Source organism: Oceanobacter kriegii DSM 6294, from assembly GCF_000422845.1.
GTDB lineage: Bacteria > Pseudomonadota > Gammaproteobacteria > Pseudomonadales > Oceanobacteraceae > Oceanobacter > Oceanobacter kriegii.
This window is the reverse complement of the sequence record NZ_KE383931.1, coordinates 496,913-522,734: the sequence shown is the minus strand read 5'-3', so window position 1 is coordinate 522,734 and position 25,822 is coordinate 496,913. Positions and strand designations below refer to the sequence as shown.

At 55.5% G+C, this 25,822-nt stretch carries 22 protein-coding genes; 9 read left to right on the top strand and 13 right to left on the bottom strand.

All coding sequences use genetic code 11. From position 1 onward, the window contains the following. Nucleotides 1-73: 73 nt before the first annotated feature. From sufT to sufB, 7 genes are all read right to left on the bottom strand, one after another. The gene (gene sufT, locus G516_RS0115625) at nucleotides 74-601 is read right to left on the bottom strand and encodes a putative Fe-S cluster assembly protein SufT (protein ID WP_028294430.1); all 528 of its coding nucleotides are present in this window, start codon (nucleotides 599-601) and stop codon (nucleotides 74-76) included. Nucleotides 602-614: 13 nt separating this feature from the next. Then, nucleotides 615-884, bottom strand: coding sequence for a hypothetical protein (locus G516_RS0115620; protein WP_028294429.1), 270 nt, complete (start codon nucleotides 882-884; stop codon nucleotides 615-617). A gap of 128 nt (nucleotides 885-1,012) precedes the next feature. Next, a complete protein-coding gene (locus G516_RS0115615) occupies nucleotides 1,013-1,372 on the bottom strand; it encodes a HesB/IscA family protein (RefSeq protein WP_028294428.1) in 360 nt (119 codons plus the stop codon). Between the two features lie 201 nt (nucleotides 1,373-1,573). After that, nucleotides 1,574-2,818, bottom strand: coding sequence for an aminotransferase class V-fold PLP-dependent enzyme (locus G516_RS0115610; protein WP_051219496.1), 1,245 nt, complete (start codon nucleotides 2,816-2,818; stop codon nucleotides 1,574-1,576). Continuing rightward, nucleotides 2,818-4,146 carry a Fe-S cluster assembly protein SufD gene (gene sufD, locus G516_RS0115605; RefSeq protein ID WP_028294426.1) on the bottom strand — a complete coding sequence of 443 codons (1,329 nt, stop codon included), beginning with the start codon at nucleotides 4,144-4,146 and terminating at the stop codon, nucleotides 2,818-2,820. The genes G516_RS0115610 and sufD overlap by 1 nt, the downstream gene beginning before the upstream one ends. Before the next feature lie 2 nt (nucleotides 4,147-4,148). Then, nucleotides 4,149-4,898, bottom strand: a complete 750-nt coding sequence (sufC, locus tag G516_RS0115600; RefSeq protein WP_028294425.1) for a Fe-S cluster assembly ATPase SufC — start codon at nucleotides 4,896-4,898, stop codon at nucleotides 4,149-4,151. 230 nt (nucleotides 4,899-5,128) lie between these two features. After that, a complete protein-coding gene (sufB, locus tag G516_RS0115595; RefSeq protein WP_028294424.1) occupies nucleotides 5,129-6,568 on the bottom strand; it encodes a Fe-S cluster assembly protein SufB in 1,440 nt (479 codons plus the stop codon). A gap of 284 nt (nucleotides 6,569-6,852) precedes the next feature. Here sufB and G516_RS0115590 point away from each other — a divergent pair, with 284 nt between their 5' ends. The 4 genes from G516_RS0115590 to G516_RS0115575 all read left to right on the top strand — a co-directional run bounded on the left by G516_RS0115590 (nucleotide 6,853) and on the right by G516_RS0115575 (nucleotide 9,945). Next, nucleotides 6,853-7,320: an SUF system Fe-S cluster assembly regulator gene (locus tag G516_RS0115590; RefSeq protein WP_036536742.1), complete on the top strand. Its 468-nt coding sequence runs from the start codon at nucleotides 6,853-6,855 to the stop codon at nucleotides 7,318-7,320. 324 nt (nucleotides 7,321-7,644) lie between these two features. After that, a complete protein-coding gene (locus tag G516_RS0115585) occupies nucleotides 7,645-8,256 on the top strand; it encodes a hypothetical protein (protein ID WP_028294422.1) in 612 nt (203 codons plus the stop codon). A gap of 51 nt (nucleotides 8,257-8,307) precedes the next feature. Further along, the gene (gene tcdA / locus G516_RS0115580; protein ID WP_028294421.1) at nucleotides 8,308-9,117 is read left to right on the top strand and encodes a tRNA cyclic N6-threonylcarbamoyladenosine(37) synthase TcdA; all 810 of its coding nucleotides are present in this window, start codon (nucleotides 8,308-8,310) and stop codon (nucleotides 9,115-9,117) included. A gap of 141 nt (nucleotides 9,118-9,258) precedes the next feature. Beyond that, the gene (locus G516_RS0115575) at nucleotides 9,259-9,945 is read left to right on the top strand and encodes a glutathione peroxidase (RefSeq protein ID WP_245582681.1); all 687 of its coding nucleotides are present in this window, start codon (nucleotides 9,259-9,261) and stop codon (nucleotides 9,943-9,945) included. 302 nt (nucleotides 9,946-10,247) lie between these two features. Here the strand turns inward: G516_RS0115575 and G516_RS22865 are convergent, their stop codons facing one another. Both G516_RS22865 and G516_RS22860 read right to left on the bottom strand, forming a co-directional pair. After that, nucleotides 10,248-12,185 carry a phytase gene (locus G516_RS22865; protein WP_169449548.1) on the bottom strand — a complete coding sequence of 646 codons (1,938 nt, stop codon included), beginning with the start codon at nucleotides 12,183-12,185 and terminating at the stop codon, nucleotides 10,248-10,250. Between the two features lie 71 nt (nucleotides 12,186-12,256). Beyond that, a complete protein-coding gene (locus tag G516_RS22860) occupies nucleotides 12,257-15,031 on the bottom strand; it encodes a TonB-dependent receptor (RefSeq protein ID WP_051219494.1) in 2,775 nt (924 codons plus the stop codon). 198 nt (nucleotides 15,032-15,229) lie between these two features. On the opposite strand from G516_RS22860, the gene G516_RS24770 reads away from it, so the two are divergent. From G516_RS24770 to G516_RS0115555, 3 genes are all read left to right on the top strand, one after another. Beyond that, the gene (locus G516_RS24770; protein WP_156879063.1) at nucleotides 15,230-15,370 is read left to right on the top strand and encodes a hypothetical protein; all 141 of its coding nucleotides are present in this window, start codon (nucleotides 15,230-15,232) and stop codon (nucleotides 15,368-15,370) included. Nucleotides 15,371-15,450: 80 nt separating this feature from the next. Next, on the top strand, nucleotides 15,451-16,365 hold the full coding sequence (locus G516_RS0115560) for a GGDEF domain-containing protein (RefSeq protein ID WP_028294419.1): 915 nt from the start codon (nucleotides 15,451-15,453) through the stop codon (nucleotides 16,363-16,365). 57 nt (nucleotides 16,366-16,422) lie between these two features. After that, nucleotides 16,423-17,472 (top strand): AraC family transcriptional regulator, encoded by a 1,050-nt coding sequence (locus G516_RS0115555; protein ID WP_028294418.1) that lies wholly within the window; start codon nucleotides 16,423-16,425, stop codon nucleotides 17,470-17,472. A gap of 14 nt (nucleotides 17,473-17,486) precedes the next feature. Here G516_RS0115555 and G516_RS0115550 read toward each other — a convergent pair whose 3' ends face one another. Next, on the bottom strand, nucleotides 17,487-18,347 hold the full coding sequence (locus G516_RS0115550) for a M48 family metallopeptidase (RefSeq protein WP_028294417.1): 861 nt from the start codon (nucleotides 18,345-18,347) through the stop codon (nucleotides 17,487-17,489). Between the two features lie 232 nt (nucleotides 18,348-18,579). On the opposite strand from G516_RS0115550, the gene G516_RS0115545 reads away from it, so the two are divergent. Continuing rightward, nucleotides 18,580-19,947 (top strand): DEAD/DEAH box helicase, encoded by a 1,368-nt coding sequence (locus G516_RS0115545; protein WP_028294416.1) that lies wholly within the window; start codon nucleotides 18,580-18,582, stop codon nucleotides 19,945-19,947. A gap of 312 nt (nucleotides 19,948-20,259) precedes the next feature. Here G516_RS0115545 and G516_RS0115540 read toward each other — a convergent pair whose 3' ends face one another. The 3 genes from G516_RS0115540 to map form a co-directional block, all read right to left on the bottom strand. After that, nucleotides 20,260-21,093 carry a pirin family protein gene (locus G516_RS0115540; protein ID WP_028294415.1) on the bottom strand — a complete coding sequence of 278 codons (834 nt, stop codon included), beginning with the start codon at nucleotides 21,091-21,093 and terminating at the stop codon, nucleotides 20,260-20,262. A gap of 99 nt (nucleotides 21,094-21,192) precedes the next feature. Then, a complete protein-coding gene (gene glnD / locus G516_RS0115535; RefSeq protein WP_028294414.1) occupies nucleotides 21,193-23,901 on the bottom strand; it encodes a [protein-PII] uridylyltransferase in 2,709 nt (902 codons plus the stop codon). Then, the gene (gene map / locus G516_RS0115530; protein ID WP_028294413.1) at nucleotides 23,901-24,680 is read right to left on the bottom strand and encodes a type I methionyl aminopeptidase; all 780 of its coding nucleotides are present in this window, start codon (nucleotides 24,678-24,680) and stop codon (nucleotides 23,901-23,903) included. The genes glnD and map overlap by 1 nt, the downstream gene beginning before the upstream one ends. Before the next feature lie 299 nt (nucleotides 24,681-24,979). On the opposite strand from map, the gene rpsB reads away from it, so the two are divergent. Beyond that, nucleotides 24,980-25,735, top strand: a complete 756-nt coding sequence (rpsB, locus tag G516_RS0115525) for a 30S ribosomal protein S2 (RefSeq protein WP_028294412.1) — start codon at nucleotides 24,980-24,982, stop codon at nucleotides 25,733-25,735. Nucleotides 25,736-25,822 lie beyond the last annotated feature (87 nt).

Here is a 25,822-nt window from a genome sequence, read left to right as displayed (position 1 = left end):
TCCTGCAAGCGGTGGGGGATACAAAAACGGCAGTCTGAGACTGCCGTTACTGTTCGGGTTTGAAAGCGGACGATCAGAAGAACAAGCCGGCTTCCAGCTGGGCTTCTTCGGTCATCATGTCGCGGTGCCATGGTGGATCGAACACCAGCTCAACTTCTACGTTTTCAACATTGGGAACCTTGGCAACGCGGTATTTCACGTCGGACACCAGTACTGGCCCCATGCCGCAAGTTGGAGCGGTCAGGGTCATGCGAATGGTGACATTGCCAGCGTCGATATCAATGCCGTACACCAGACCAAGATCAAGCAGGTTGATTGGAATTTCCGGATCGAAAATCGTCCGCAGTGCTTGTTTAACCTGTTCTCTGCGGACCACGCCGTCGTCGTGTTGCTCGAACACAATTTCTTCGGATTCCAATCCCAGTGCCGCGGCATCGGTGCCGTCAACGCGCAGCATATTGCCGTTGACGGTGACGGTGTAGTTGCCGCCCAGCGCCTGGTTAATGGTGACAAACACGCCCGGTTGAATAACCGTAGGTACACCGGATGGAACCTGTCGTGCAGGGCACTCTGCCTGCGAAACGACCATGCGTTTTTCCATGATTCACTTCTGTCTAGTGCTTGCGTTTGAATCGGTTAAAGTAATCCAGCAGCTCGTGGTAATCGAGGTCTGGATGGCTGACCCATTCGCTGATCTTGTTGAATTTATCGAGGCCGGAATCGCCGAAAGCGGCCAGTGTCGGGTGGAAGGTTTCCAGCCATACCTGAAACTCCAGCGCGATACACACATCCGGGCGTTTCAACAGCCCGAAGTGGTCCTTGATAAAGTCCATGTAATACAGGTGGACGACCCGATCCCGAATCTGCTCCAGCGAATCAGCCATGCCAGACTCCGTGCCAACAAGGGCGACAAAAGAAAAGTTGGCTCGATTATGCCACTGCTGTGGTCGCTCGCCAGAGACAGAGCTCAAGTTGCTTTACGAACTGTTTGATTCATAAAGCAGTGTAATCATCACACCGAGAAAGACTCTCCGCAGCCGCACAGGTCTTTGGCATTGGGGTTGTTGAACTTGATGGTGCTGTTCAACCCTTCCTTGCTGAAGTCGATTTCCGTGCCGCGCACATAGGCTTTGGCATCGGCGGCAATGTACAGGGTGACGTCATCCGCTACCTGAATGGCCTGGTCGTCTTCGGCAGGCTTCTCTACGAATTCAACATCGTACTTGAAACCCGAACAGCCGCTTTTCTTCACGGCCAGGCGAACGCCTTGCTTGTCGGCGTTTTTGGCCAACAGCTTGCGAACGTGAGCAATGGCGGCGTCGGTCATGGTGACGTCGGCAGCAGCATTGGGATCGTAGGTTTCGATACTCATTTTCAGTGTCCTCAATCAGTGAGGTGTGCTCGGTTAAAAGCAGGGTCGGTAAATTGAGTAATCACCGACGTATTTCAGTTCACTCTGAGCGTTATGAGCGAACGTCTGGCAAGGCAAACCGGATTGAGAAAGCGCAGTTTACGAGGTTGTAAATGAGCATTTCGATATCCGGTTTAACACCGCCAGGCGGAGCGCAATAGCTCAGAGAAGGAAGGTCTTGGCTTTTTCCAGACCCTTGAACAACGCTTCCACTTCGGCTTCGGTGTTGTAAAACGCCATCGAAGCTCGAGCCGTGCCCGGAATGCCCAGACGGGCCATCAGCGGTTGTGCGCAGTGGTGACCAGTACGAATGGCGATGCCTTGCTGATCCAACAGGGCGCCAACATCCGCCGGGTGAGCACCTTCCAGCAAGAAGCTGAATACAGAAGCTTTCTTGCGGGCTTCGCCAACAATGCGAATGCCGCCCAGCTCGGCCGCCATCTCGTGGGCTTTCTTGATCAGCACATCTTCCTGCGCTGCCAGAATCTTGCGATCCAGGCTGTTCAGATATTCGATGGCAGCGCCCAGAGCAATGGCTCCGGCGATGTTCGGTGTACCGGCTTCAAACTTGTACGGCAGTTGATTCCAGGTGGTGCCATCGAACGAGCAACGGTCGATCATTTCGCCGCCGCCACGGTAAGGAGGCATTTCGTTCAGCAGTTCTTCCTTGCCGTACAGCACACCCATACCGGTTGGGCCGAACAGTTTATGGGAAGAAAAGGCGTAGAAATCGCAGTCCAGACGCAGTACGTCGACGTCGAAGTGGGATACGCCCTGAGCGCCATCGACCATCACCACGGATTCATTGATGCGTGCCATGCGCACGATGTCGTGAATCGGGTTGATCGACCCCAGTGAGTTGGACACATGGGCAATGGAGATCAGCTTTACACGTGGTTCCATCAGCTCGGCGAAGCCGTTCAGGTCCAGTTCACCGTTGTCCAGCACCGGAATTGGCACCACTTCAGCGCCTTTCTCTTCGGCCAGAATCTGCCAGGGCACGATGTTGGAGTGGTGTTCCATTTCGGACACCAGAATGCGGTCGCCGGGGCCAATGTTCTTACGACCCCAGGTAGACGCCACCAGGTTGATGCCTTCAGTGGTGCCGCTGGTCCAGATGATTTCCTCAGGCTTCAGCGCGCCAATGAAGTTCTGCACGGTACGACGTGCCGCTTCAAACTGTTCCGTGGCCTTGTCGCTGAGGTAGTGAGCACCACGATGGACGTTGGAGTTGACGGTTTTGTAGAACGTCGACTCACAATCAATCACCGCATTCGGCTTGTGTGTAGTCGCACCGTTGTCCATGTAGATCAGCGGCTTGCCATGCACCTGCTGGTGCAGGGCAGGGAAGTCCTGACGTACTTTTTCGATGTAAGCCTGACGTTCTGCAGCTGGAATCGTACTCATCACAGGTCTCCGGTTTGTTCGGCAGAGAACAGTTGCTCACGACCAAAACGCTGAGCCAGTACCGGGCGTAACCAGTCGCCAATGGCTTCCAGCTTGAGGTTGTCGATCAGCTCGTTGATAAAACCGAAGCTCAACATCACCTGAGCATCAGCGGCACTGATGCCACGGCTTTGCAGGTAGAAGCGGGCCTTTTCATCTTGCTGGGCAACGGTGGCGCCGTGGGCGCACTGCACGTCGTCGGCGTAGATTTCCAGTTCCGGCTTGGTGTTGATTTCGGCTTTGTTAGTCAGCAGCAGGTTCTTGTTGCTCAACTCGGCCAGGGTTTTCTGGGCATCCTGATGGATGTGGATACGGCCGTTGAACACTGCCTTGGCTTCGTCGTTGATGATGCCGCGGAACACTTCGTTACTGGTGCAGTGGGCAACCTTGTGCTCAATGCAGGTATGGAAGTCGACCAGCTGCTTGCCCTGTGGCACATAGATGCCGGCAATTTCAGCGTGGGAGCCGCCAACGTTATGGTTGATCACCATGTCGTTACGGGTCAGCACCGAACCCAATCCCAGATGGAAGGCGTCGTAGTTGGCATCGCGTTGCAGATCAATGCGGGTAGTGCCCACGAAACTGGCTGCGTTAGCCATCATGTTCAGACGGTAGTGGTTGAAGCGGGCGTTGTCGCCCACACGCACGTCGGTCTGGTTGTTGGTGAAGCTGTTGTCGGCGTCGTCGGACAGCGAGGCAAACTGCTCGATCAGGGTCATCTCGGCACTGGTGCCCAGTTCAACCAGAACCCGGCTGTTAACCGCGTAGGCCGCGTCAGCACCGGTGTTCAAAGAGACAATGTGCAGCGGCTTGTCCAGACGGCTGTTTTTGGCAATCTGTACCAGTACGCCGTTTTGCAGGGCAGCGTCGTTCAGATCATTAAACAGATGCTGGTTTGGCTGCTGGCGAGCGGCGTTCAGGCGTTCGGCAATGATCGCTTGCTGATCGGCGTTGGCATCAGCAAACAGGGTCACCTGCTCCAGTGCCAGCGCATCGGACAGCTCAAGGTTGATCTGGCCGTTGATGATCACCAGCTTGCTGGCATCCAGATTCTGGATGTTGATGTGCGCTTGCAGTTGCTCGGCGTCGGCAATCGCTGCCGGTTGTACGGCATCGAAGCCCTGGTCGCCCAGTGTTTTCAGCGAGCAGTATTTCCACGCTTCCACTTTGCGGGTTGGCCATTGGGTGTCGGCAAACGCGGCTTTACCGGCTTGCTGAACATCGGCCAACCAGTTCAGTGGTTGGGCTTGCTCCAGAGCGGCCAGTTGTTGGGTTTGAAATACACTCATGATTACGCCTCGCCGTTTTCCAGCCAGCCGTAGCCTTTTTCTTCCAGCTCCAGCGCCAGTTCCTTACCACCGGATTTGACGATCTTGCCGTCAGCCAGTACGTGAACGTAGTCCGGCACAATGTAGTCCAGCAGACGCTGATAGTGGGTCACAACAATGAATGAACGGTTTTCATCGCGCATGGCGTTCACACCGTTGGCCACGACTTGCAGGGCGTCGATGTCCAGACCGGAGTCGGTTTCATCCAGAATGCACAGCTGAGGTTCCAGCAGCATCATCTGCATCAGTTCGTTACGCTTTTTCTCACCGCCGGAGAAGCCTTCGTTAACACCACGCTTGAGGAAGCTCTGGTCGAGGTTCACGGCTTTGACTTTTTCGCGAGCCAGCTTCAGGAAGTTAACGCTGTCGAGCGCGTCCTTGCCCTGGTGTTCGCGCACGGCGTCTACTGAAGCCTTGAGGAATTCGAGGTTGGAAACACCCGGAATTTCAACCGGGTACTGGAATGCCAGGAACAGACCTTCGCGGGCACGTTCTTCGGTTTCCAGCTCCAGCAGTTCCTTGCCATTCATCACGGCGGAACCGTCAGTCACTTCGTAACCTTCACGACCGGCCAGTACATTGCCCAGAGTACTTTTACCAGCACCGTTAGGGCCCATGATGGCGTGAACTTCGCCTGGCTTGATGTCCAGGTTCAGGCCTTTGAGGATGGGCTTGTCTTCAACAGATGCGTGCAGGTTTTTAATGCTGATCATGGTTGTATCTCGTTTAGTCTGGCGCCCGGTGTCTGGCGTCGGGCGCTTTTAAATTTGGTCTGGAGCCAAGAGTCTGGGGTCTGGCGCCATCTACATTCTTGTCTCGTTCCCATGCTCCTGCGTGGGAACGCTAATTCGTGCCTGGCTGAATCGGCGGTGGCTACCACTCGAGAACGTGGGAGCCAACACAACTCCAGACGCCTGACTCCAGACGCCCGACAGCTTCAAAATTAGCCAACAGAGCCTTCGAGGCTGATTTCCAACAACTTGCCCGCTTCCACGGCAAATTCCATCGGCAGTTCCTTGAACACCTCTTTACAGAAACCGTTCACGATCATGGAAACGGCTTTCTCGGTGTCGATACCGCGCTGGCGGCACAGGAACAGCTGGTCATCACTCACGGTGGAGGTGGTGGCTTCGTGTTCGATTACGGCAGACGGGTGCTTGCTTTCGATGTACGGGAAGGTGTGGGCACCACATTTGTCGCCAATCAGCAGCGAGTCACACTGGGTGAAGTTACGGGCACCTTCGGCACCGGAGTTCATCTTCACCAGGCCGCGGTAGGCGTTTTGGCTCTTACCGGCAGAGATACCTTTGGAGATGATGGTTGAGCGGGTGTTCTTGCCCAGGTGAATCATCTTGGTGCCGGTATCGGCTTGCTGGAAGTTGTTGGTCAGCGCTACGGAGTAGAACTCACCCACAGAGTTGTCGCCTTTCAGAATGCAGCTTGGGTATTTCCAGGTCACGGCGGAGCCGGTTTCAACCTGGGTCCAGCTGACCTTGGCGTTGGTGTGGGCTACGGCACGCTTGGTGACGAAGTTGTAGATACCGCCCTTGCCTTCTTCATCGCCCGGGTACCAGTTCTGCACGGTGCTGTATTTGATTTCAGCATCGTCCATGGCAACCAGTTCAACTACCGCGGCGTGCAACTGGTTTTCGTCGCGCATGGGCGCAGTACAGCCTTCCAGATAGGACACGTGGGAGCCTTCGTCGGCAACAATCAGGGTACGTTCAAACTGGCCGGTCTTGGCTTCGTTGATACGGAAGTAGGTGCTCAGCTCCATTGGGCAGCGCACGCCTTTCGGGATGTACACGAACGAACCGTCAGAGAACACGGCGGAGTTCAGTGCCGAGTAGAAGTTGTCGCGCTGTGGTACCACGGAACCGAGGTACTTTTTAACCAGCTCTGGATGCTTGTGCACGGCTTCAGAGATTGGCATGAAGATAACACCCGCTTCTTCCAGCTTGTCGCGGAAGGTGGTGGCAACCGAAACCGAATCGAACACGGCATCCACGGCTACACCGGCAAGCGCCATTTGCTCGTGCAGTGGGATACCCAGTTTTTCGTAGGTTTCCAGCAATTTCGGGTCGACTTCGTCGAGGGACTTTGGACCGTCAGCCATGCTCTTTGGTGCAGAGTAGTAAGACAGTGCCTGGAAGTCCGGCTTTTCGTATTCCACGTGTGCCCATTCCGGCTCTTCCATTTGCAACCAGGCGTTGTATGCCTTCAGGCGCCATTCGGTCAGCCACTCAGGTTCGCCCTTTTTGGCGGAAATAAAACGGATCACGTCTTCATTCAGACCCGGTGGCAGGGTTTCCGATTCAATCTCACTGATAAAACCGGCCGCATATTCCTTGCGGATTCGCTGATGAATTTCCTGGTTCGGCATGTCGGCCGCGGCTGGGTTAACTACATCATTCATGGCGCTTTCTCTTGGTTGGGCGTCCTGCTGTTGTGCACGACAGCAGGTTGGCGAAGCCGGATTGTTCGGCCAATTCCGTCGATTGGACGAACGACTTCAACGTCTGATCAAATTTTCCAAGCATTTTACTCAAGTACTCGCCTGATTACCACAAAGGATACTAATTTGGTATTCTTTCTGGGTGATTGACTTTTCCAATGTTCAATCCAGCCTGCATCCCGCTTGGCGTGCGGACTTTTGTGAGAATGAGAATGAAAATCAGCAAGCTGACTGACTATGGAATTCTGGTGCTTAACCAGCTCGCCCGAACCGGCGTAACCTTGCAAAGCACGGAAGAAATTGCCGCTGCTACGGCCTTGCCGTTGCCAACCGCTCGCAAGGTAATGCGTACCCTGGTGGATTCCGGTTTGGTGTTGGCCAAGCGAGGATCAAGAGGGGGTTATCGGTTGTCCCGAAGTCCGGCCCGAATTCCGTTATTGAGCATTGTCGAAGCCTTTGAAGGTAAGGTGAACCTGACCGAGTGCAGTGATGAGACAGTGCGTTGCGATATTCAGGACCAGTGTTCGCTGGCCGGGAACTGGGGCGGCATCAATTTTGTGGTAAAAACCGTGCTGGCAGGGATCAGCCTCAATGACATTCGTAACCCGCAATCTCTGTCGAAAATGATGGCCAGCTTTCAGCCCAGCAACGAGCAAATCCAGCTGGTCAGTATCGATTGATTCGGTGCTGCTGTTTATGAGCCCGGCCATTGTAAGAAACCGAACGCTTTTCCGTTTTTTGTCATATGGCGCTGATAAGGTTTGGGCATCGCCAGTGCCATAGCCAGTGTCATTGAGAGGGCTGCACCGGTTTGAATGTGATCTTCCTTCTCATTTTGTGATGAATGTCCGTTAACTGAACGGGCACCCTGCTATGTTGGTGATGTAGGACAATCCTACCTCGTGTACTCTGGAGCATTGTTCTCACACCCCAAGAGTCACACCAGCCAGGGATAGTGGCATTGTTGTTAACCCAAGCCTTAGCAGTTATTAGCAGGTAGCAGTATGAAAACTTGGTCAGTCATTTATCTGTTGTTTGCCCTTGTCTCTTCACCTGCGTTCGCCGTCAATGAACGCTCCTACGGCTCTTTCGAGCTGCTGGGAAAACCCTGGTTTATCGTATCCATGAGCGATGCGTCTTCTGGTTTGTCGTTGCGTGACGGCTTCCGATTGGAATTCAAAGTCGTCGAAGAAGAAATCGCCCCTCGTCGTTTTCAAAGCCTGTGGCTGGATGCCCTGACGTCGTCTGGTGCCAACGTGAATCTGCAAGCGCATTCGGAAGACCTGCAAGTATTCTTCGACGCCATTCGTGGGCCGCTGCTGGAAGGCGATTATCTGGCTTTGGAAGCCCAGGGCGATACCACGGTGATGACCATCAACCATTACGAACACGCCCGTCTGGATGGCAATTTCCTGTCGATGTTCGTGGCATCCCTGACGGACCGCATTGCACCAGTGCCCGTATTACGTAATGGTCTGCTGAATGAGATTCCATCTGACGACCGCCAGTCGCTGGAGCGTCGCTTTATGCAGCAGGACGTTTCACTCAGCCGTGTCAGTCAAACCGCTCGCTGGTTGCGCTACGACCATGGCGGCGCTCGCCTGTCTTCTCTCTGATAACTCTTGATATACTGCGCCTTTTGATCGACACAGATTCAAGAGGTAGCAGTGACTCCCGGATACATTGATCGCTTCGGCGGTATTGGCAGACTCTATGGCGTGCAGGGACTTGAGCGCATTGCTGCGGCGCACGTGTGTGTGGTCGGCATTGGTGGCGTAGGGACCTGGGTTGCCGAGGCGCTGGCTCGTTCCGGTATTGGTGCGCTGACGCTGATCGACCTTGATGATGTGTGTGTCACCAACACCAATCGCCAGATCCATGCGATGACCGACACCGTTGGCAAGATGAAAGTGGCGGCCATGAAAGAACGGGTGCTGGCCATTAATCCGGACTGCGACGTCACCGTGGTCGAGTCGTTTCTGACCGCGTCCAATCAGGAAGCCTTGTTGGCCCCTGAAGGCAATCACGGCCATTTTGATTACGTTGTGGATTGCATCGACAGCGTTAAAAACAAGGCAGCGCTGATTGCGTTCTGCAAACGCCGTAAAATCCGCATCGTCACCACCGGTGCTGCGGGTGGCCAGACCGACCCCAGTCAGATTCAGGTGGGCGACCTTAACAAGACCACCAATGACCCGTTGGCGCGCAAGGTTCGCTCGTTGTTGCGTCGTGAATACGGCTTTTCGCGCAACCCCAGCCGTAACTATTCCATTCCATGCGTCTACTCAACCGAGCAGCTGCAATACCCGCAGCCGGACGGTTCGGTGTGTCAGACCAAGTCGTTTGACGGCGATTCCACCCGGCTGGATTGCTCCTCCGGTTTTGGTTCCGCCACCATGGTCACAGGCACCTTTGGGTTTGTCGCCGCCGCGCGGGTGATCAAGCGCATTGCGGAAGGGGCGGGCAAGAAGGGGTAGCTGGAGCCATGAGCGGACAAGCCGTGTTCGCTCTGGTTTAAAGGTTGTACCCGACAATTTCATCTCTGCCTGTGAAAGCGCTTTACTCCGGCTTGGAATCGCCGGATGATGTATAGGCTTTGTACAGGTTTGGAGGTTTCCATGAAATACGCTCGTCGGGTACAGCATGCGCGTCAGGCTCGCGCTTCATCTGCATCATCCAACAGGGCTGAAAGTCGTGTGATGGTTGCGCCGCAAGAAAACATTTCCCTGCAATACGGCGGCTCACGCTCGGGCTGGCTGCTCGCGGCCGTAGCAATGCTGGCCTTGTGGCTATTCGCTGCGACGACTCAGGCCGGTGAAAACGCAGACGCCAATTGGCCAGCTGATTGTCCGGCCATTTACCACCAGAACATGAAGCAACTGCACAGCAGCAAGGTGCTGAACCTGTGTGACGTATCCCAAGGCAAGCCAGTGCTGCTGATCAATACTGCCAGCCATTGTGGTTTCACCAAGCAGTTTGGTGATTTGCAGGCCATCCATGATAAATACAAGGATCAGGGTTTGGTGGTGGTTGGAGTTGCCTCCAACAGCTTCAATCAGGAAGCCAAAACCGAAGAAGAAGCCGCTCGTATTTGTCGCAAGAATTTCGGTGTGACCTTCACCATGCTGGCGCCAGTGCCGGTCAAAGGCGACGATGTTCATCCGCTGTTTAAAGAGTTGGCTGCCCAGTCCGTGCGGCCTAAATGGAATTTCTATAAATACTTGCTGAATGCCGATGGTCAGGTGGTTGAGTCCTGGTCGAGCATGAGTGTGCCGGACGACGACGATCTGCGTCAGGTGCTGTAACTCCTTTCTTGCAGGCATAAAAAAGCCGGGACTTTCCCGGCGAATGCTTCGATGAAGAAGAACATCAGAGTTGCGAGCATGGAGGGCCTCGCACCTTCAAGTTAGCAACTCATTCATGGTTTGGATGGTGGATTTGGGAAAGCGTTCTTCAGTCGGCCTGAATTGTTCATTTCTTGTTCAGGTTGGTTGGCTGTTCTCAAGCTTTTACTACTTGATGGAATAACGGGGCAAATTTGCCCCGTGTGCTTTTCCTTTTCTTTCTCTCTTTTTCGCTTTCCAGTCTGTTCTGTCTCGGGGCTGTTTTAGTGTGTCAGTAGGGCGCGAATGTCTCGCCAATCGACGTATTTGAAGTTCTGGTGCTGTTCCGGCAGCAGGTTGCGGCCGTCCTGTACCACCAACAGTCCTTGCGGGTATTGGTCGCCGAGGTTGGCTGAGGTGACGGTCAAACCATCGGTTTCAGAGGCGCCATCGATGCCTTTATTGGCGTTCAGGCCAACGCGGAAACGACCAACGTAGGCGAACGGTGCTTCGGCTTCGTATACCAGGTAGCTGTCGTTGCCCTGGCTCGACACCACCAGATAGTTGGCATCTTCGGTTTGGTAGATGTCCATGCCTTCGATGTCGGCAACCAGCTTTTCGCCCAGCGTGGCGACTTCGGTCATGCGGGTGCTGGCGGCTGGTTCGGCACCCAATGTCCATACGGCGCGGTTTTCTTCACCCAAAAACAGACGGCCAGCCCGGTCGTCGGCAACACAGCCTTCCGGTTGGCTGGCAACGGCAAACTGCCGTACCCGCTTGCCGTGCCAGCCGTTATCGCTGTCGAGGATCTGGTATTGCTCAAACTCGCCGTTTTCGCTGTTGATAAAAGCAAACATCTGGTTGCGGCTGTTTTTGTACATGCAGAGGCCGTACACGCTCTCCAGTGTGGTCGCAATTTCTCCGGCGGAACTGACCGCACCGGTGTCCGGGTTGATAGCAAACAGCGAGATTGACTTGTGGTCACGGTGACTGGCAGTGGCGATGTCCATGGGTTGGCCGCGCAGGGTGAACTGCTGGCGTACATCGACGTTGTTCACTCGTCCTACTGGCAGCTGTTGCACTTGCTTGCCGTTGAGGTCGTAAACGTTCAGAGCGTGCTTTTTGTTGGTTCCCAATATCAGGCTGGCAGCAGGATTGTGTGGGTTCACCCAAATGGCCGGGTCGTCAGCGGCATCGCCAGCGGTGCTGACCGGATCGGTTTCGGCCGTGGCAGCAATGGTTGCAATGCGGTCACTGACATTGATGGCAGGTTGTGATGGCAAGCGCAGGCTCAGCAATTGTTCGCTGTGTTTGTCGAACACGCCGGCCTGGCCAGACAGTGGCGAGACCAGCAGGGTGTCGATGGCAACGGCAGCGCCGTTGGCGGCCAGCGTGTCGACACCCAGGTATTGGCCGTTATCCAGTTGGTACTGATGGATGCGGTCGCTTTCGGCTTCGGCAATCCACAGGCTGTTGCCCTGAATCGCCAGGGCGCCGGCTTCTCCCTGAATGTGGCCAAACGGGCTGGCCATTTCCACCATGGTACGGCTTGGGTCGCTTTCGGCACGGGCATTCATTTGCCATACGCCAACGGCTTGTTCACTGATGTACAAGGTGTCGCGGTCGTCGTCGACCACACAATATTCAGCCCCGGGCGCGGTGGCAAACTGACGCAGCAGGGTGGTGTTCAATTGGGTGGTGCTGGCATCGGCGCTGGCCGGGGTCAGCATCAGCTGCTGGCCGTTGGCGTTTTCATCCAGCAGGAACACTTGCATGGCATCGCCTCGGGGGGCGTACAAACACAGTCCTTCCAGTGGTGTATTGATAACGCCGCCAACGGCATCCTGCACCCGCTGGTACTGGCCGCTTTGTTCGCTGCGCACAAAGGTGCTGAGGTGCAGGCGCTGGTTGTCGTCGACCGATACGGTCATCAGTTTGCCGTCGACGATGCGGCTATCGAGGAATTCGCCATGCCATTGGTCTTGCCAAATGGTGGCCGTGCCGTTGGCCTGCTGCCCCAGTTGCAGCTTGTGATCCGGGCCAATCGACAGCCAGTGCTGCTCATTCAGCATCAGCAGGTGCTCGCCGCCTGCCAGAGTGGCTTGAGCTTGCAGCGGGCTGGTGGTGTGTGACGTGCTGGTTTGTGGTGTAGCGGCGCAGCCAGCCATCAGCAGACTGGTACAGCTCAGGGTGGTCAGCAGTAACCGGTGGGAGTTGTTCATCATTGTCTCATTCTCGAACGGAGGTGGGTGATAAACCGGCTCGCAAGCGAGCCGGTTTGGGCACGGCCAGATCAGAAGCTGGCGTAGCTCACACCCAGGGTGTAGGTGGTGCCGTAGGTTTCGTACTGGGCGTTGTATTGCTCGCTGCCCTGGTACATGTAGTACGGCTCGTCGGTCAGGTTGGCGGCCTTGAAGCGTACTTTCAGCTGCGGGTTAACCTTGTAGCTGGCGTTGAAATCCACCTGGGTCTGGGCAGCCTGACGAATGTCTTCGCTGCTGTCTTCGTAGTTGCCCACTTCGTCCAGGTAGGACGACTTGTAGTTGGCCGCCAGACGCAGGCTGATGCGGTCGTTTTCATAGCCGACCATCAGGTTGCCGGTGGTATCAGACTGTTTTGGCAGGTTGATGGTGCGCGTCAGGACGGTGCCGTCGTCGTCGGTGCTGATATCGGCCTTGGAATCCACAAAGGTGACGTTGGCGCTCAGCAGCAAGCCATTGTATGGCGACGGCAGCATGTCGAACTTCTGTGAGTACGCCAGTTCCAGTCCCTTGACGGTGGCGGTGGTGCCGTTGCGGAAGGTAGTAGTTACCGTGTTGTCTTCGCCCGCCAGCGCGTTGTAGTAACTGTCGTTCTGGATGTCGGTTTCGTAGGAGAAGTTATCGATGCTTTTATAGAACGCAAACGCAGACACCATACCGGCGTTGCCCATAAAGTGTTCGATACCGAAGTCGATGTTGCTGGATTCCAGCGCTTTCAGGTTCGGGTTGCCGACTTCCAGTTCGTCGCCGTCGATGGCGATGCTTGGGCGAATTTGCTCGAAGGTAGGACGTACCACGGAGTTGGTCCAGGCGGCACGGAAGTTGGTGCTTTCGTCCATCTCAATCTTGGCCAACAAGCCCGGCAGCACGTGGTTGTAGTCTTGCTTGAAGTGGGTGCGGGTAATGTTGACGTCGTCGGTTTCGTTGACTTCGTAGCCTTTGCTTTTCTGTTGGGTGCTTTCGTAGCGAACACCGGCGATCAGTTCTGCCAGATCGGTTTCTACCTTGGCCATCACGTAGGCGGCGTTGACGTCTTCTTCGATGGTGTAGTCTTCAACGTAGGAATCGACCAGGCCTTCTTCGACTGCATCGGCCTCCGCACCGGCGTCGGCGGCGAGGCTGTTCATCAGCGAGCGCAGCTTACCTTTGCTCAGTGATGGGCCATATGTATTTGAGGCATGGTTGCCAAGGCTGTAGTCGGTGTTGCCATCGGTGTAGTCCGACATCGACACATCGTCGGCGGAGTACTTGCGCACATCGACGTCCTGATGCTTTTTACGGCTCTTCAGCTTGCCGCCGAATTTGATCATGGCCGGGTAGTCCATGACGATGGTGTCGCGGGTGATGTCGATGCTGGCAACGGTTACGTCATCGGTGGTGTGGCTTTTGACCCGTTCGATTTCGTCCAGCTCGAAGTTGGCGGCATCGTACAGTTCATCACCGAACAGAATCGGCTTGCGCGAGCCGTTGTAGCCTACGGAATCGACGCCCGCGGTGAACACCGCGCTGTCCATGGAATCCGGTTCTTTCTCCTGCGCGCTCGACAGGCCGAGGTCGTATTCGACGGTCCAGTCGTTGATGTAGTGCTCGCCACCAAAGGTCACCGACTTGATGGTCTGGGTTTCGGTGCGGTCTTTCAGTTCGCGGGCAATTTCACCGGCACCGGTTTCGCCAGCCAGGCGAGCTTCGGTTTCTTCTTCGCTGTCGAGGAATTCGGCTACCAGCGCCTGACGCTGTTCTTCGTCGGTGAATTCGGAGTACAGGGTGCGCAGGTGGAAGGCGTTATTGATGTCGTGCTCGTAGTCGAGGTTCAAGGCAGCGCCTTTGCGCTCACGATTGATGGTGTAGTCACGCATTTCCATTTCTTCGAGGCCGTCGCCATCCCAGGCCCCCCCGGTTTCGGTGTTTTCGGAACCGAAATCACGGCTTTCGTAGCTGGCTGCCAGCGCAACGCCCAAACGACGTTCGCCACCCAGCTCAAAGGTGTCGCCGCCAGCAAGGGATACTTTCGGGTTGTTGTCGCCGGTCAGATCAACGTGGTTGTACTCGGCGTCGGCGCTGTAGAACAGGCCCTCACGGTCGAGGGCTGATACGCCTTCGACTTCAATCGCGCCGCCAATGGAGTTGGCGTCCATATCAGGGGTGAGGGTTTTGGTGACGACCAGAGAGCTGATCAGGTTGGCTGGAATCACGTCCAGAGCGACGGAACGAGTACCGGCTTCCGGAGCTGGAATCTGGGTGCCGTTGACCGAAACAGCGTTGTAATCCGCGCCCATGCCACGAACCCGTACAAAGCGACCTTCGCCCTGATCGCGCTCAATGCTGAGGCCGGGAATACGCTGCAGCGCTTCGGCGGCGTTGGCATCCGGCAGTTCGCCGATGGCGTCGGCATTAACGGCCGACACAATGCCGTCAGAATAGCGCTGGCGATCCAGTGCGCGCTGCATCTGTGCGGCCTGACCGTAAACCAGTACTTCGTCCACCACATCGTCGCCGTCGTTAACAATGATGCTTTCCGATGTGACCTGATTGTCGGCAACGGTGATCTTGCGGGTATCAATAACCTTGCCGCCCATTTTGACGATCAGGGTGTATTCACCTGCTGGCACTTGCGGCATACGGAAACGACCGCCTTGTTCGGCCAGCACTTCGCGTTTGCTTTCATCCAGACGCACGACCGCGCCCTTGTATACGGTCTGGCTGGCGGCATCGACAATGCGGCCTTCAACAATGCCATCGGCGTGGGCCTGGGTGTGGGCAAGGGTCGCAGTCGCCAGTGCAATACTGACGGCCAGAGGTTTCATCATGAGTTTCACTGTTCGCTCTCCAGTAGGTCTTGCCACCGGCCGGTTCTGTGGCTGGCTCGTGTGGCGCTCTTTTATTTGTGAACCCGGCGCAAACTAGAAAGCCTGTGTGACAGTGCTGTGACGGTATTTTCGAGCAACAGACCTGGGGCGGCGTTTGATGGCGAAAAGCGGCATTTGGCGTGGTGACGGAGTGTGCTGATGATCTCATTTGACCCCTACACCGATGCAGGTCGTGCTGACGGCGAGATCACCTCAGTGCTCGGCAGGCCTCATGGCATCGGTGCTGCTGCCGCTGTCATAAAAAATTCATCGAAAATCGGCGGTTTTACATTGAGCTGATATGACCCCCGGCGGCTAAATGCGCGAGCCACATGATTAAATGCGGCATCACTTAACGCGACTGGATTCAGGGCTGGATCATGTTTTCAACATTGGGATTACACCGGCAAAAACTGCTGCTGATTTTTGGCCTGGCCTTTGGTGGGCTGATCGGCTTTGCGTCCGTCGGTACCATTAAACCCTTGGCTGTTATCGACTGGATCGATGTCATCGGTGAGGGCGGTTCCGCGCTGGCGCTGGCGGTGTGGATGGTGCTGATTCTGGGCAGTCGCCCGGCGGGACGGGTCACCGATTTGCTGACCCTCGGGCTGGGTTTCATGTTTCTGGCCATGTGGCAGGACAACCTCGACGAATTCATTGAGGTGCCTGCGGGCATTATGTGGGATCACTGGCTGGAATCCGGCGCCATGCCGATTGGTGTCGCCTTGCTGACGTACGGCCTGATTCATTGGCACAAGGAACAGCTGAAGATTAATCAGCAGTTGCGCAAACGTGAGCAGCTGTTTCGGGAGCATCGGTTTATCGACAATCTGACCCAGCTGGGGCGGGTTGGTTACTTGAAGGAAGAACTGCAAGGCCTGCTGGCGAGGCAGAACCATCAGCCAATGGTACTGCTGATGGTCGATATCGATCGCTTTGCTGAAGTGAATCGGCTGCACGGCCACCGGGAGGGGGATGCCTTGCTGCATGAAATGTCGGAGTTGCTGCTGCTGAATCTGCGTCAGCAGGATTTGATTTGCCGTTACGCCGCCGACCGCTTTGCGGTGCTGTTGCCTGATACTTCCATTGAACGGGCGCGGCAAATATCCGCCGAGCTGGTGCTGGCGGTGTCGCACTTTGCTTATAAACACAAGCAAACCGGTGCAACCTTGTATCAGAGCATCAGCGTCGGTTTGGCGGCTTGGCAGCAGGACTCGCCGGAGGCCTTGATTCAACGGGCCAATCAGGCGTTGGAGCAAGCCAAGGCCGGTGATGGCCAGAGCGAGGTTGCCTGATATGACGCGGACTGCCAGGAGCCAGCGTTGTAGATCTGACGGTATGGAGCTGACCGTATGGAGTTGAGCTATGGATGGTACGAAAGCGATGACAAGCTGTTCGCCGCTCATCATCAGCCTGCCTTGTTGATCGACCTGTTACGTTCGCGGGATGTTTGCAGCCACAAGATTTTGCGTGGCACGGGCCTGTTTTACGACGATATTCTCAAGGGCCAGGCGCGGATATCGGAAGCTCAGGGGTTGGGGCTGGTGGCCAACGCAAACAAGCTGAATGCCGAAGCCGAATTGTCATTTCGCTGGGGCTCCAGCTGGTGGCCAGGCCACTACGGCGCCGCCAGCAACCTGTTGGGCAACGCCGGCAATTTGAATGAGGCGCTCGACGCTCTACAACAATATCGCTCATTACTGACGCCCTGGATTATCCCTCATGTGGTGGTGGATGATCGCTATTGCTACGTGTACTGGCTGAATTTGTCGGGCAGTGGTGCCGAGCGTTTTCTGGTGGAAGCGGCCATGAGTGCGCTGACGTCGTATAGCCGTTGGATGAGCGACAGCCGTTTGCCTTGGAAATTTGGCTTCAGTTATTCCTGCCCGTCCCATGAAGAACAATACCGGGTGAATCTGGGTAATGAGCTTTGGTTCAATCTGGGCGTGGATGTGATGTTTATCGACAAGCGCTGGCTCAATGCCCGTTGGCCGAGAGGGTCGGCGACGGCGTTTCAGGTCGCCCGAGCGGAGTGCGTTGCGCAAATCGATTTTCCGGAAATGTCACTGCCGGAATACGTCTACCGCACCTTGCTGAAGCAAATTCAGCAGCCCTTCAATCTGCCAGATATGGCTGAGCAGCTGGGGATGAGCCCGGCAACGCTGAAGCGTAAGCTGGGCAAGCACGGCAGCAGCTTTCAGCGTTTGCAGGACATGGCGCGGTTGCAGATGAGTTTGTACTTGCTGCACGTGTGCGGCTGGAATAACGAGCAGGTGGCAGCCCATTTGAACTTTAATGATGCCACCAACTTCCGTCGTGCTTTCAAACGCTGGGCAGGGGTTACGCCCAGCGACTCCCGCAATCAGTTCAACCTGTTTGGTAATGATCTGATCACGGGATGAGCCCGTTTATCTGATCAGTCCAGCTGGCTCAGGTCGGTCACCATGGTGACCGGATAGACGGCGGCTTTGGTCATGGACGGGTTCAATGCGCGCATTTGGGTGCCCAGATTGCCAAGGGTTTTGGCACGGTTCTTTGGTGATGGGTGCGTGCTGAGGAACTCAGGCGTGCTGCCACCGGCGGCTTGCTGCATTTTCTTCCACAGGCTCACGGCTGCTTCTGGCTGGTAACCGGCACGGGCGGCCAGCTCAATACCAATTTCATCCGCTTCGGTTTCGGCAGTGCGGCTGTTTGGCAGTTGCAGGGCGTATTTGGCGGCCAGTGCCGTGCCAGTCAGAGCAATGCCGTTCTGGTCGGTGGCTGATGCGGTTGCCGCCAGACCTGCGTTAATCAGTACTGCGCGGGACATTTGCTCGGCGGTGTGGTTGGCCAGTGCGTGAGAAATTTCATGGCCCATGATCTGGGCAATTTCGTCGTCGTCCAAAGCCAGCTGGTTGATGATGCCGGTGTAAATGGCCATGCGGCCGCCGGCCATGCACCAGGCATTGAGGGTTTCCGGATCGTCGATCACGGCAACGCTCCATTCCCAATCGGCGGTTTTCGGGAATTTGGCAACCGCTTCGGTGACCAGGCGGCCAGTGATGGTTTGAATGCGCTTCAGCTGCTTGGCGTCGGTCACCAGCTGATCGCTTTGTTTCAGTTCGGTCACGGTGGAAACGTAGGCGCTTTTGGATTGGCTAATGGCTTCGTCCGGTGATACCACCATGATTTGCGAGCGGCCGGTAGGGCTTGTTGCGCAGCCAGCCAGCAGGGCGGCGCTGAGGCATGCGGTGAGCATAGCCGGTTTGGTGATTTTGCGGGTGTTGTTCAGCAGCATGTGTGAATTCCGGTTTCTGTTAAAAGCGTTTCGGTCTGGATTCAAGTCGCAGTTTAATCGTATTTGGCATGCACTTTAATGGCTTGATTGCATTGGGTGATTCGAGGGCTGGGCGCAGCAGATGTCAGAGCCGAGCACTGTGTGGCGTTATTCAGAAGGTGCCCGTCAGCTTTTACCCTATCCTTGTCATGAGACTGTTATACTCCGCGCAAATTCACCATGAGGCTTTTCTGTGTTTACTGAATTATCACTTAACCAACGTTTGTTAGTGGGACTGGAGCAGTTGTCGATCGACACGCCGACGGATGTTCAGCAAGCTGTGATCCCGCTGGCAATGGCGGGCAAGGACGTTCAGGTGTGCGCGGAAACCGGCAGTGGTAAAACCCTGGCCTATTTGCTGCCTGCCATGCATGCCATGCTGGAGCAGCCAGCGCCCAATTCAGCAACCCGCATGCTGGTGCTGCTGCCGACCCGTGAGCTGGCACAGCAGGTGTTCAAGGTGGCAGAGCATTTCTGCAAGCTGGTGAACCTCAATGTTGGCCTGCTGACCGGCGGTCAGGAGTTCAAGTATCAGTCCGCGGTATTGCGTAAAAACCCTGAGATTGTGGTTGCTACACCGGGTCGTCTGGTGGACCACCTGAAGCGTGAAAGCTGCGATTTGAGCGATCTGGAATTCCTGATTCTGGACGAAGCCGACCGCATGCTGGACATGGGTTTCGCCGAAGACATGGATATTATTCGTGCGGCCTGCCGTGACGAGCGCCAGACCATGCTGCTGTCGGCCACCTTGCGCCACGAAGGCGTGCGCCGTATTGCCACCAAGCTGTTGCAGTCGCCTGAAGAGGTGACCACTCGCGCGATTCAGGATCAGCACGAAAACATTGTCCAGCAGCGTATTCTGGCGGACGACAATCCACACAAGGATCGTCTGCTGGTGTGGCTGTTGGCCAACGAAAGCTTCGACAAAGCCATTGTGTTTGTGAACAAGCGGGTGGAAGCGGATCGCTTGTTTGAGTTTATCCGTCGTCACCGTGAAGGCGTTGCCGTTTTGCACGGTGAGATGACTCAGGACGAACGCAAGTACGTGATGCAGCAGGTGCGTGTGGGCAAGCGTCCGATTTTGGTGGCAACCGATGTCGCTGCGCGCGGTCTGGACGTGGAAGGCATGGATCTGGTGATTAACTACGATCTGGCCCGTAAAGGCGATGAGTACGTTCACCGTATTGGTCGTACTGGCCGTGCCGGTCGTGATGGCAAGGCCATCAGCCTGATTGCTCCGAACGAGTGGAACCTGAAGGCGGCGATTGAGCGCTACCTCAACGTTGAGATGGAATCTCGCAAGGTTCCGGGTCTGGAAGGCAATTACAAGGGGCCGAAAAAGGTCAAGGCGTCTGGCAAGGCGGCGACCTCGGTCAAACGTAAGAAGAAGCCGGCTGGCAAAGGTGCAGGTAAAGGCCCGGCGGGTAAGAGCGCCAGTCCGAAGAAGCGCAATGGTCCACGTCCATCCCGTCCGGGTGGCTCCCGCGCGGATCGTGGTAATTTGATGGATGGCGAAGGTTTCGCGCCGATTCGTAAGAAGAAGCCGGGCGCGGATAGCTGATTCGATCATGTGTTTGGGCGCATGGTTGTGCGCTCAAACCGTTGGCATCGCATGCCTCTTGGGGAGAACTTCTCTCCCCGGCGGCAGGCCATCCCGATACGTCGGACCGCCTCTGCCTCGCGCTTCCGATTCGCAATTCAATTTTAATCTCCAACTCATAACGAACCCGCCGATGCGTCGGACCGACTGATTCGGCATCCATGCCTCAACAGTGCTAGCAGGCCATCCATGGCCTGACTGTTCTATTCGTTGTCATTAAAATCGGCTCATCTCGATGCGCATTCTGTGCGGTGGTTGCCGTAAAGCCGAGTCTCAGTTCCCAAACCGTCCAGCGTTGTAATCTGCAATGGCTTGCTGGATTTCTTCTACCGTGTTCATAACGAACGGACCGTAGTGAACGACGGGTTCTTTTAATGGCGTTCCCGTCAGCAGCAACAGGCGGGTGTCTTCGTCGGTTTCCAGCGTGACTTCTCCACGGGAAGTTTCCAGCACCACCAGTGCCTTGCCGTGTTTCAGGCCTTTGAGGCTGCCGTCGTAGGTAAACGCCATGGCTTGCTTGCCTGCTGCCACCGGAATGGTCAGCGACTGGCCAGCTTTCAATTCAACGTCAGCAATGCCTGCATTGGCCGCCATGCGGTTCAGGGGCGCAGTAAATTGCTCGCCATCAATCTGCCATTCACCAGCAATCAGCGTTAGCGCCGCGCCAGACTGGCTTTGTACGTTGATCAGTTCTTCTGCCGGTACGTCGCGGTAATCTGGGTCTTTCATCTTTTCGCTGGCAGGCAGGTTGATCCACAGCTGGAAGCCATGCAAACCGTTCATTTCCAGTGACGGCATTTCTGAATGAATGACCCCGCGACCTGCCGACATCCACTGTGCGCCACCGCTGTGAATCATCCCTCGATTGCCCATATGGTCACGGTGTTCTAGGCCGCCCTGACGGAGGTAGGTGAGGGTTTCCATGCCGCGGTGTGGGTGTGGAGGGAAGCCACCAACGTAGTCTTTCTGGTCGTCGGAGCGCAGCTCGTCAATCATCAGAAACGGATCTGACAGGGATTCGTTAAACAACGCCACGCGCTGGATTTTGACGCCATCACCGTCGGATGTGTGTTGGGCAGGAATCAGTTTTTTGTAGGGCAGAGTCATAAGCACCTCCTTTGAATATCAGCATCATAGGAGGTGTTTGGTTTCGAAAAAACCGGATTAATTCGACCGATGTTGGTGAAAACTTCGAAAGGTTTCGGCCTACACCTGAGTCTGGGCTTCGACCTGCTCGTCGAGGCCGGTTTCCAGCGCCTGCTGAAGGATCATGCAGGTGTCCGGGTCGGAATACGGCTCGCCGTATTGATCGACGATGTAGAAAATATCCGATACCCGTTCACCTTCGGTCAGCAGCTTGGCTCCCTGAATCTGGGCGCCAAAGTCCGAGAAAATGGCACCCACACGGGCCAGCAGGCCGGGGCGGTCGGCGGCGGTAACTTCCAGTACGGTGCGGTGCATGAACGGGTCGTTGCTCATGGTGACCTGGGTCGGTACCGGGAAGTACTTTAGCATTCGTGGTGTGCGGCGCTGAATGATGGTGGAGTAGTCTTCCGGATCATCGAGGGCTTCGATCAGCGCGATACGAATTTCTTCCAGGCGATTGCGGTCTTCCACCGGGTGGTCGTTTTCGTCCAGCACAATGTAGGTGTCCATGACGTTGTTGTCGGTTTCCGACGTCATGATACGGGCATCCTGAATGTTCAGGTTGAGCTGGTCGAGGGTGGCTGTGGTTACCGCAAACAGGTCGATCTGGTCTTTCATGTAAATGAAAATCTGGGTGGCCCCTTCCAGATCACGGTCCGAAGTCTGGCGAATACTGACCAAAGGATCGGTACTGTTGCCGTGCTGGTGGATGGCGTGGGTGTGCCATACCACGTTGTCGAGGTTCTCGCGCAGGAAGTAGTCGTCGCCGGCATGGCCCCAGATACGACGGACTTCGTCAGCATCCAGTCCTTTCTGTTGCAGCAGCTCGATGGCGTCCTGCTGGATTTCCTCGATATAGGCTTCTTTATTGATCGGATTGGCCAAGCCGCGACGCAGCGCTTGCTGGGTGTTGCGGTACAGCTCTCGCATTTGTTCCGCACGCCAGCTGGTCCACAGCTTTGGATTGGTGGTCACCATATCGGCGACAGTGATCAAATACAGTAGATCCAGATGGTATTGGTCGCCCATGTCCCGGGCAAACTGATGAATATCATCCGGGTTATTGAGGTCCAGCCGCTGGGCGGCGTGGGACATGGTCAGGTGGTTGGCAATCAGCCAGCTGACCATGTGGGTATCGGTTGGCTTGAGGTTGTGCTGACGACAGAAGTTCTGGGCAATGGTCTCACCATTGGCGCAGTGGTCGCCTTCAACGCTCTTGCCAGTGTCGTGCAGCAGTGAAGCCAGATAAATCACTTCACGGCGTTGCACTTTATGAATCAGCTTCGAGGCCAGTGGGTATTGTTCACGCTGCTCCGAGAAGCGCAGCTGGCGCAGGAAACGAACCATACGGAAGCTGTGATCGTCGACCGTGTGAATGTGCAGCAGGTCGTGTTCCATCATGCCAATGATGTGGCCAAACTCGGGAATATATCGTCCGAGAATGCCGTAGCGCATCATCCGTGATAGCTCTCGCACCACGTGATCCTTGTTGCGCATCAACTCCATAAAACAGGCGTTGTGTGCCGGGTTGGTGCGGTATTCAAAATCGATCAGGTGGCGGTTGTCCCGCAGTGCGCGAATGGTATCGGAGTGCACACCGAGAATGTCGTTGCCGTGGCGGTCCTTGAGTTTGGCGCAGAGGGTAAACACTTGTAGCAACCAAATTGGCTCGCGGGCGAACAGCTGTGGGTCGAGTACCTGCAGGTAGCCGTTTTGCAGTACGAAATGTTCGTTTACCGGCTCTGGTTCGGCCTGTTGTTGCTCTTTCATGAAGTCTTCATTGAAGTGCATCAGCAACAGGTCGCACAGCTCGGTGGTGGCCAGCTGATTGCGATAGAAGCGGGTCATGAAGCGTTCAACGCCCAGTCGCTCGTTATCGTCTTCAAAGCCAAGCAGCTGGGATACTTCCCGTTGCAGGTCGAACAGCAAGCGGTCCTCTTCGCGCTCGGCCAGCATGTGCAGGGCGTAACGCACCTGCCACAGAAAGTGCAGGCTGCTGGTCAGGCGTTTTTGCTCAAACTCGGTCAGAAAGCCGCGTTCCTGCAAGCTTTCCAGTGACCCATCGCCAAAAAAGCGCGAGGTTACCCAGCTGACGGTTTGAATGTCGCGCAGGGTGCCAGGGGAATTCTTGACGTTGGGTTCGAGGTTGTATTCGGGGTCGTTGTGCTTGGCGTGGCGGTTATCCAGTTCTTTCCATTTTTCCTTGAAGAACTGATTGGCCGGCCACATGTCCGGCTCCTGCACAATGTCCTGCAACGCATCAAACAAGCGGTTGTCGCCGGCAAGTGGGCGACTTTCCAGCATGTTGGTGATGATGGTCAGGTCTTTGATGGCTTCGTTGCGGCAGTCGTCCAGGGTGCGGACGCTGTGGCCAATGTCGAGGCGGGTATCCCACAGGGTAGTGATGAATCCCTGTAGGTCGGCGCTGTGTTTTTCAATGGTGACTTCGTCGCGGCACAGCAGCAATACATCGATATCGGAGTGGCGGTGCAACTCACCCCGGCCATAACCGCCAACGGCGATCAGGGCGAGGTCGTCGGTATCGAGCTTGTGTTTGTGCCAGAGGGCGGCCAACAAGGCATCAATTTGAGCGGAGCGGAAGTGAACGGGAGGAAGGGCATCTAGGGTGGCGCGGAAATAGTCGTCGGCGGCTTGTTGGGTTTCTTTCAGAAAACTTCGCACCACCGGCAGTGGTGCGGGAGCATCTGCAAGGTGCGCCAGCAAGGTATCTCGCTGAACCGGGACTAATTCCGTTACCACTGCTGTCATTATTCCGTCCAGTACTTCTCTTCTTTACGGGCTGTGAGAATTTCAACGCCGGTGGCGGTCACCGCCAGGGTGTGTTCCCACTGGGCAGACGGTTTGCGGTCTTTGGTAACCACGGTCCAGCCGTCCTTCATCAGTTTGTTGAAGCGGGTACCCATATTGATCATGGGTTCAATGGTGAAGGTCATGCCTTCTTTCAGGGTCACACCGGTGCCAGCACGGCCGTAGTGCAATACTTGCGGTTCTTCGTGGAAGACCTTGCCAATGCCGTGGCCGCAGTATTCACGGACAACGGAATAATGATTGGCTTCGGCGTGCTTCTGAATCGCGGCGCCAATGTCGCCCAGTTGAACGCCGGGTTTCACCATGTCGATGCCAATGTACAGACATTCCTGGGTGATTTCGACCAGACGCTTGATGGCTGGAGTGGGTTCGCCCACAAAAAACATCTTGCTGGTGTCGCCGTGGTATTCGTCCTTGATGACGGTGATATCGATGTTAATGATATCGCCTTTCTTGAGGATTTTGTCGTCGCTTGGAATGCCGTGGCAAATCACCTGGTTGATCGAGGTACAGATGGACTTCGGAAAACCGTTGTAATTCAGCGGAGCAGGAATCGCCCCTTGTTTGTTGACGATGTAGTCGTGGCAGATGCGATCCAGTTCGCCGGTGGAGACCCCGGGTACAACATAGGGCTCGATCATTTCCAGCACCTCGGCGGCCAGTCGGCCAGCGATGCGCATTTTCTCTATTTCTTCTGCCGTTTTGATAGATACAGTCATGTAGGAACGAATAAGTCAGTTTGATAAGCCCGCCATTGTATCGGGAGTTGGCCAACGGGTGAACAGAGATTAATTGTAATCAATCGTGATTGTGGCAATGTCTTTGCTGGCAACGCTTGCGGGAAAGTGGTATAAAGCGCGCGCTGAAATCCGTGTACGGACGAGCAAGCAATTGACTCGCACCGGCACATTAAAACACACACGTACTGCAACGGTGGTCCGGGGTGCTGATTCTGCCTGGCAGGAACAGTCGGCTCACTGGGTACGTGGAGGCCTAACCCAATCATAAGGTAAAGAAAATGGCACAAGTAAATATGCGTGACCTGCTGAAAGCAGGTGTTCACTTCGGTCACCAGACCCGTTACTGGAACCCAAAGATGGGTCGTTACATCTTTGGTGCTCGTAACAAGATTCACATCATCAACCTGGAGCACACTGTACCTGCGATGAACGCAGCTCTGGCTCAGATTGAAGGTGTTGCTGCCCGTAACAACAAGGTTCTGCTGGTTGGCACCAAGCGCGCTGCTGGCAAGATCGTTAAAGAGCAGGCTGAGCGTTGTGGTATGCCTTTCGTGGCACACCGTTGGTTGGGCGGCATGCTGACCAACTACAAAACCATTCGTCAGTCTATCCGTCGTCTGCGTGACCTCGAAGCGCAACAATCCGATGGTACTTTCGAGCAGCTGACCAAGAAAGAAGCCCTGATGCGTAGCCGTGAAATGGAGAAGCTGGAACGCTCCATCGGTGGTATCAAGGAAATGGGTGGTCTGCCAGACATGATCTTCGTGATCGACGTTGACCACGAGCGCATCGCTATCCAGGAAGCCAACAAGCTGGGTATCCCGGTTGTAGGTATCGTTGATACCAACTCCAACCCAGACGGCATCGACTACGTTATCCCAGGTAACGACGATGCTATCCGCGCTATCCAGATCTACGCTTCCGCTGTTGCTGACGCGGTACTGGAAGGCAAGCAGCAGAACGGTCCAGCTGCTGGTGAGTTTGTTGAAGAAGCCGCTGCAGAATCTTCCTCTGAAGAAGCTGCTGCCGAGTAATTCGACTCTCAGCGCGCGAAAAAGGGGGCTTGCCCCCTTTTTTTAAAGAAAGAATTTGTAGACAAGTAATTTTTGAGGATTGGGATT

Excerpts from the sequence above, each read along its gene's own strand:
- G516_RS0115540 (WP_028294415.1), bottom strand. The coding sequence starts at position 21,093 with ATGACTCTGCCCTACAAAAAACTGATTCCTGCCCAACACACATCCGAC.
- rpsB (WP_028294412.1), top strand. The coding sequence starts at position 24,980 with ATGGCACAAGTAAATATGCGTGACCTGCTGAAAGCAGGTGTTCACTTC.
- G516_RS0115615 (WP_028294428.1), bottom strand. The coding sequence starts at position 1,372 with ATGAGTATCGAAACCTACGATCCCAATGCTGCTGCCGACGTCACCATG.
- G516_RS0115590 (WP_036536742.1), top strand. The coding sequence starts at position 6,853 with ATGAAAATCAGCAAGCTGACTGACTATGGAATTCTGGTGCTTAACCAG.
- G516_RS22865 (WP_169449548.1), bottom strand. The coding sequence starts at position 12,185 with ATGAACAACTCCCACCGGTTACTGCTGACCACCCTGAGCTGTACCAGT.
- G516_RS22860 (WP_051219494.1), bottom strand. The coding sequence starts at position 15,031 with ATGATGAAACCTCTGGCCGTCAGTATTGCACTGGCGACTGCGACCCTT.
- G516_RS0115620 (WP_028294429.1), bottom strand. The coding sequence starts at position 884 with ATGGCTGATTCGCTGGAGCAGATTCGGGATCGGGTCGTCCACCTGTAT.
- G516_RS24770 (WP_156879063.1), top strand. The coding sequence starts at position 15,230 with ATGATCTCATTTGACCCCTACACCGATGCAGGTCGTGCTGACGGCGAG.
- G516_RS0115555 (WP_028294418.1), top strand. The coding sequence starts at position 16,423 with ATGGAGTTGAGCTATGGATGGTACGAAAGCGATGACAAGCTGTTCGCC.
- G516_RS0115610 (WP_051219496.1), bottom strand. The coding sequence starts at position 2,818 with ATGAGTACGATTCCAGCTGCAGAACGTCAGGCTTACATCGAAAAAGTA.
- glnD (WP_028294414.1), bottom strand. The coding sequence starts at position 23,901 with ATGACAGCAGTGGTAACGGAATTAGTCCCGGTTCAGCGAGATACCTTG.
- sufB (WP_028294424.1), bottom strand. The coding sequence starts at position 6,568 with ATGCCGAACCAGGAAATTCATCAGCGAATCCGCAAGGAATATGCGGCC.
- sufT (WP_028294430.1), bottom strand. The coding sequence starts at position 601 with ATGGAAAAACGCATGGTCGTTTCGCAGGCAGAGTGCCCTGCACGACAG.
- map (WP_028294413.1), bottom strand. The coding sequence starts at position 24,680 with ATGACTGTATCTATCAAAACGGCAGAAGAAATAGAGAAAATGCGCATC.
- G516_RS0115575 (WP_245582681.1), top strand. The coding sequence starts at position 9,259 with ATGAAATACGCTCGTCGGGTACAGCATGCGCGTCAGGCTCGCGCTTCA.
- G516_RS0115550 (WP_028294417.1), bottom strand. The coding sequence starts at position 18,347 with ATGCTGCTGAACAACACCCGCAAAATCACCAAACCGGCTATGCTCACC.
- sufC (WP_028294425.1), bottom strand. The coding sequence starts at position 4,898 with ATGATCAGCATTAAAAACCTGCACGCATCTGTTGAAGACAAGCCCATC.
- G516_RS0115585 (WP_028294422.1), top strand. The coding sequence starts at position 7,645 with ATGAAAACTTGGTCAGTCATTTATCTGTTGTTTGCCCTTGTCTCTTCA.
- G516_RS0115560 (WP_028294419.1), top strand. The coding sequence starts at position 15,451 with ATGTTTTCAACATTGGGATTACACCGGCAAAAACTGCTGCTGATTTTT.
- sufD (WP_028294426.1), bottom strand. The coding sequence starts at position 4,146 with ATGAGTGTATTTCAAACCCAACAACTGGCCGCTCTGGAGCAAGCCCAA.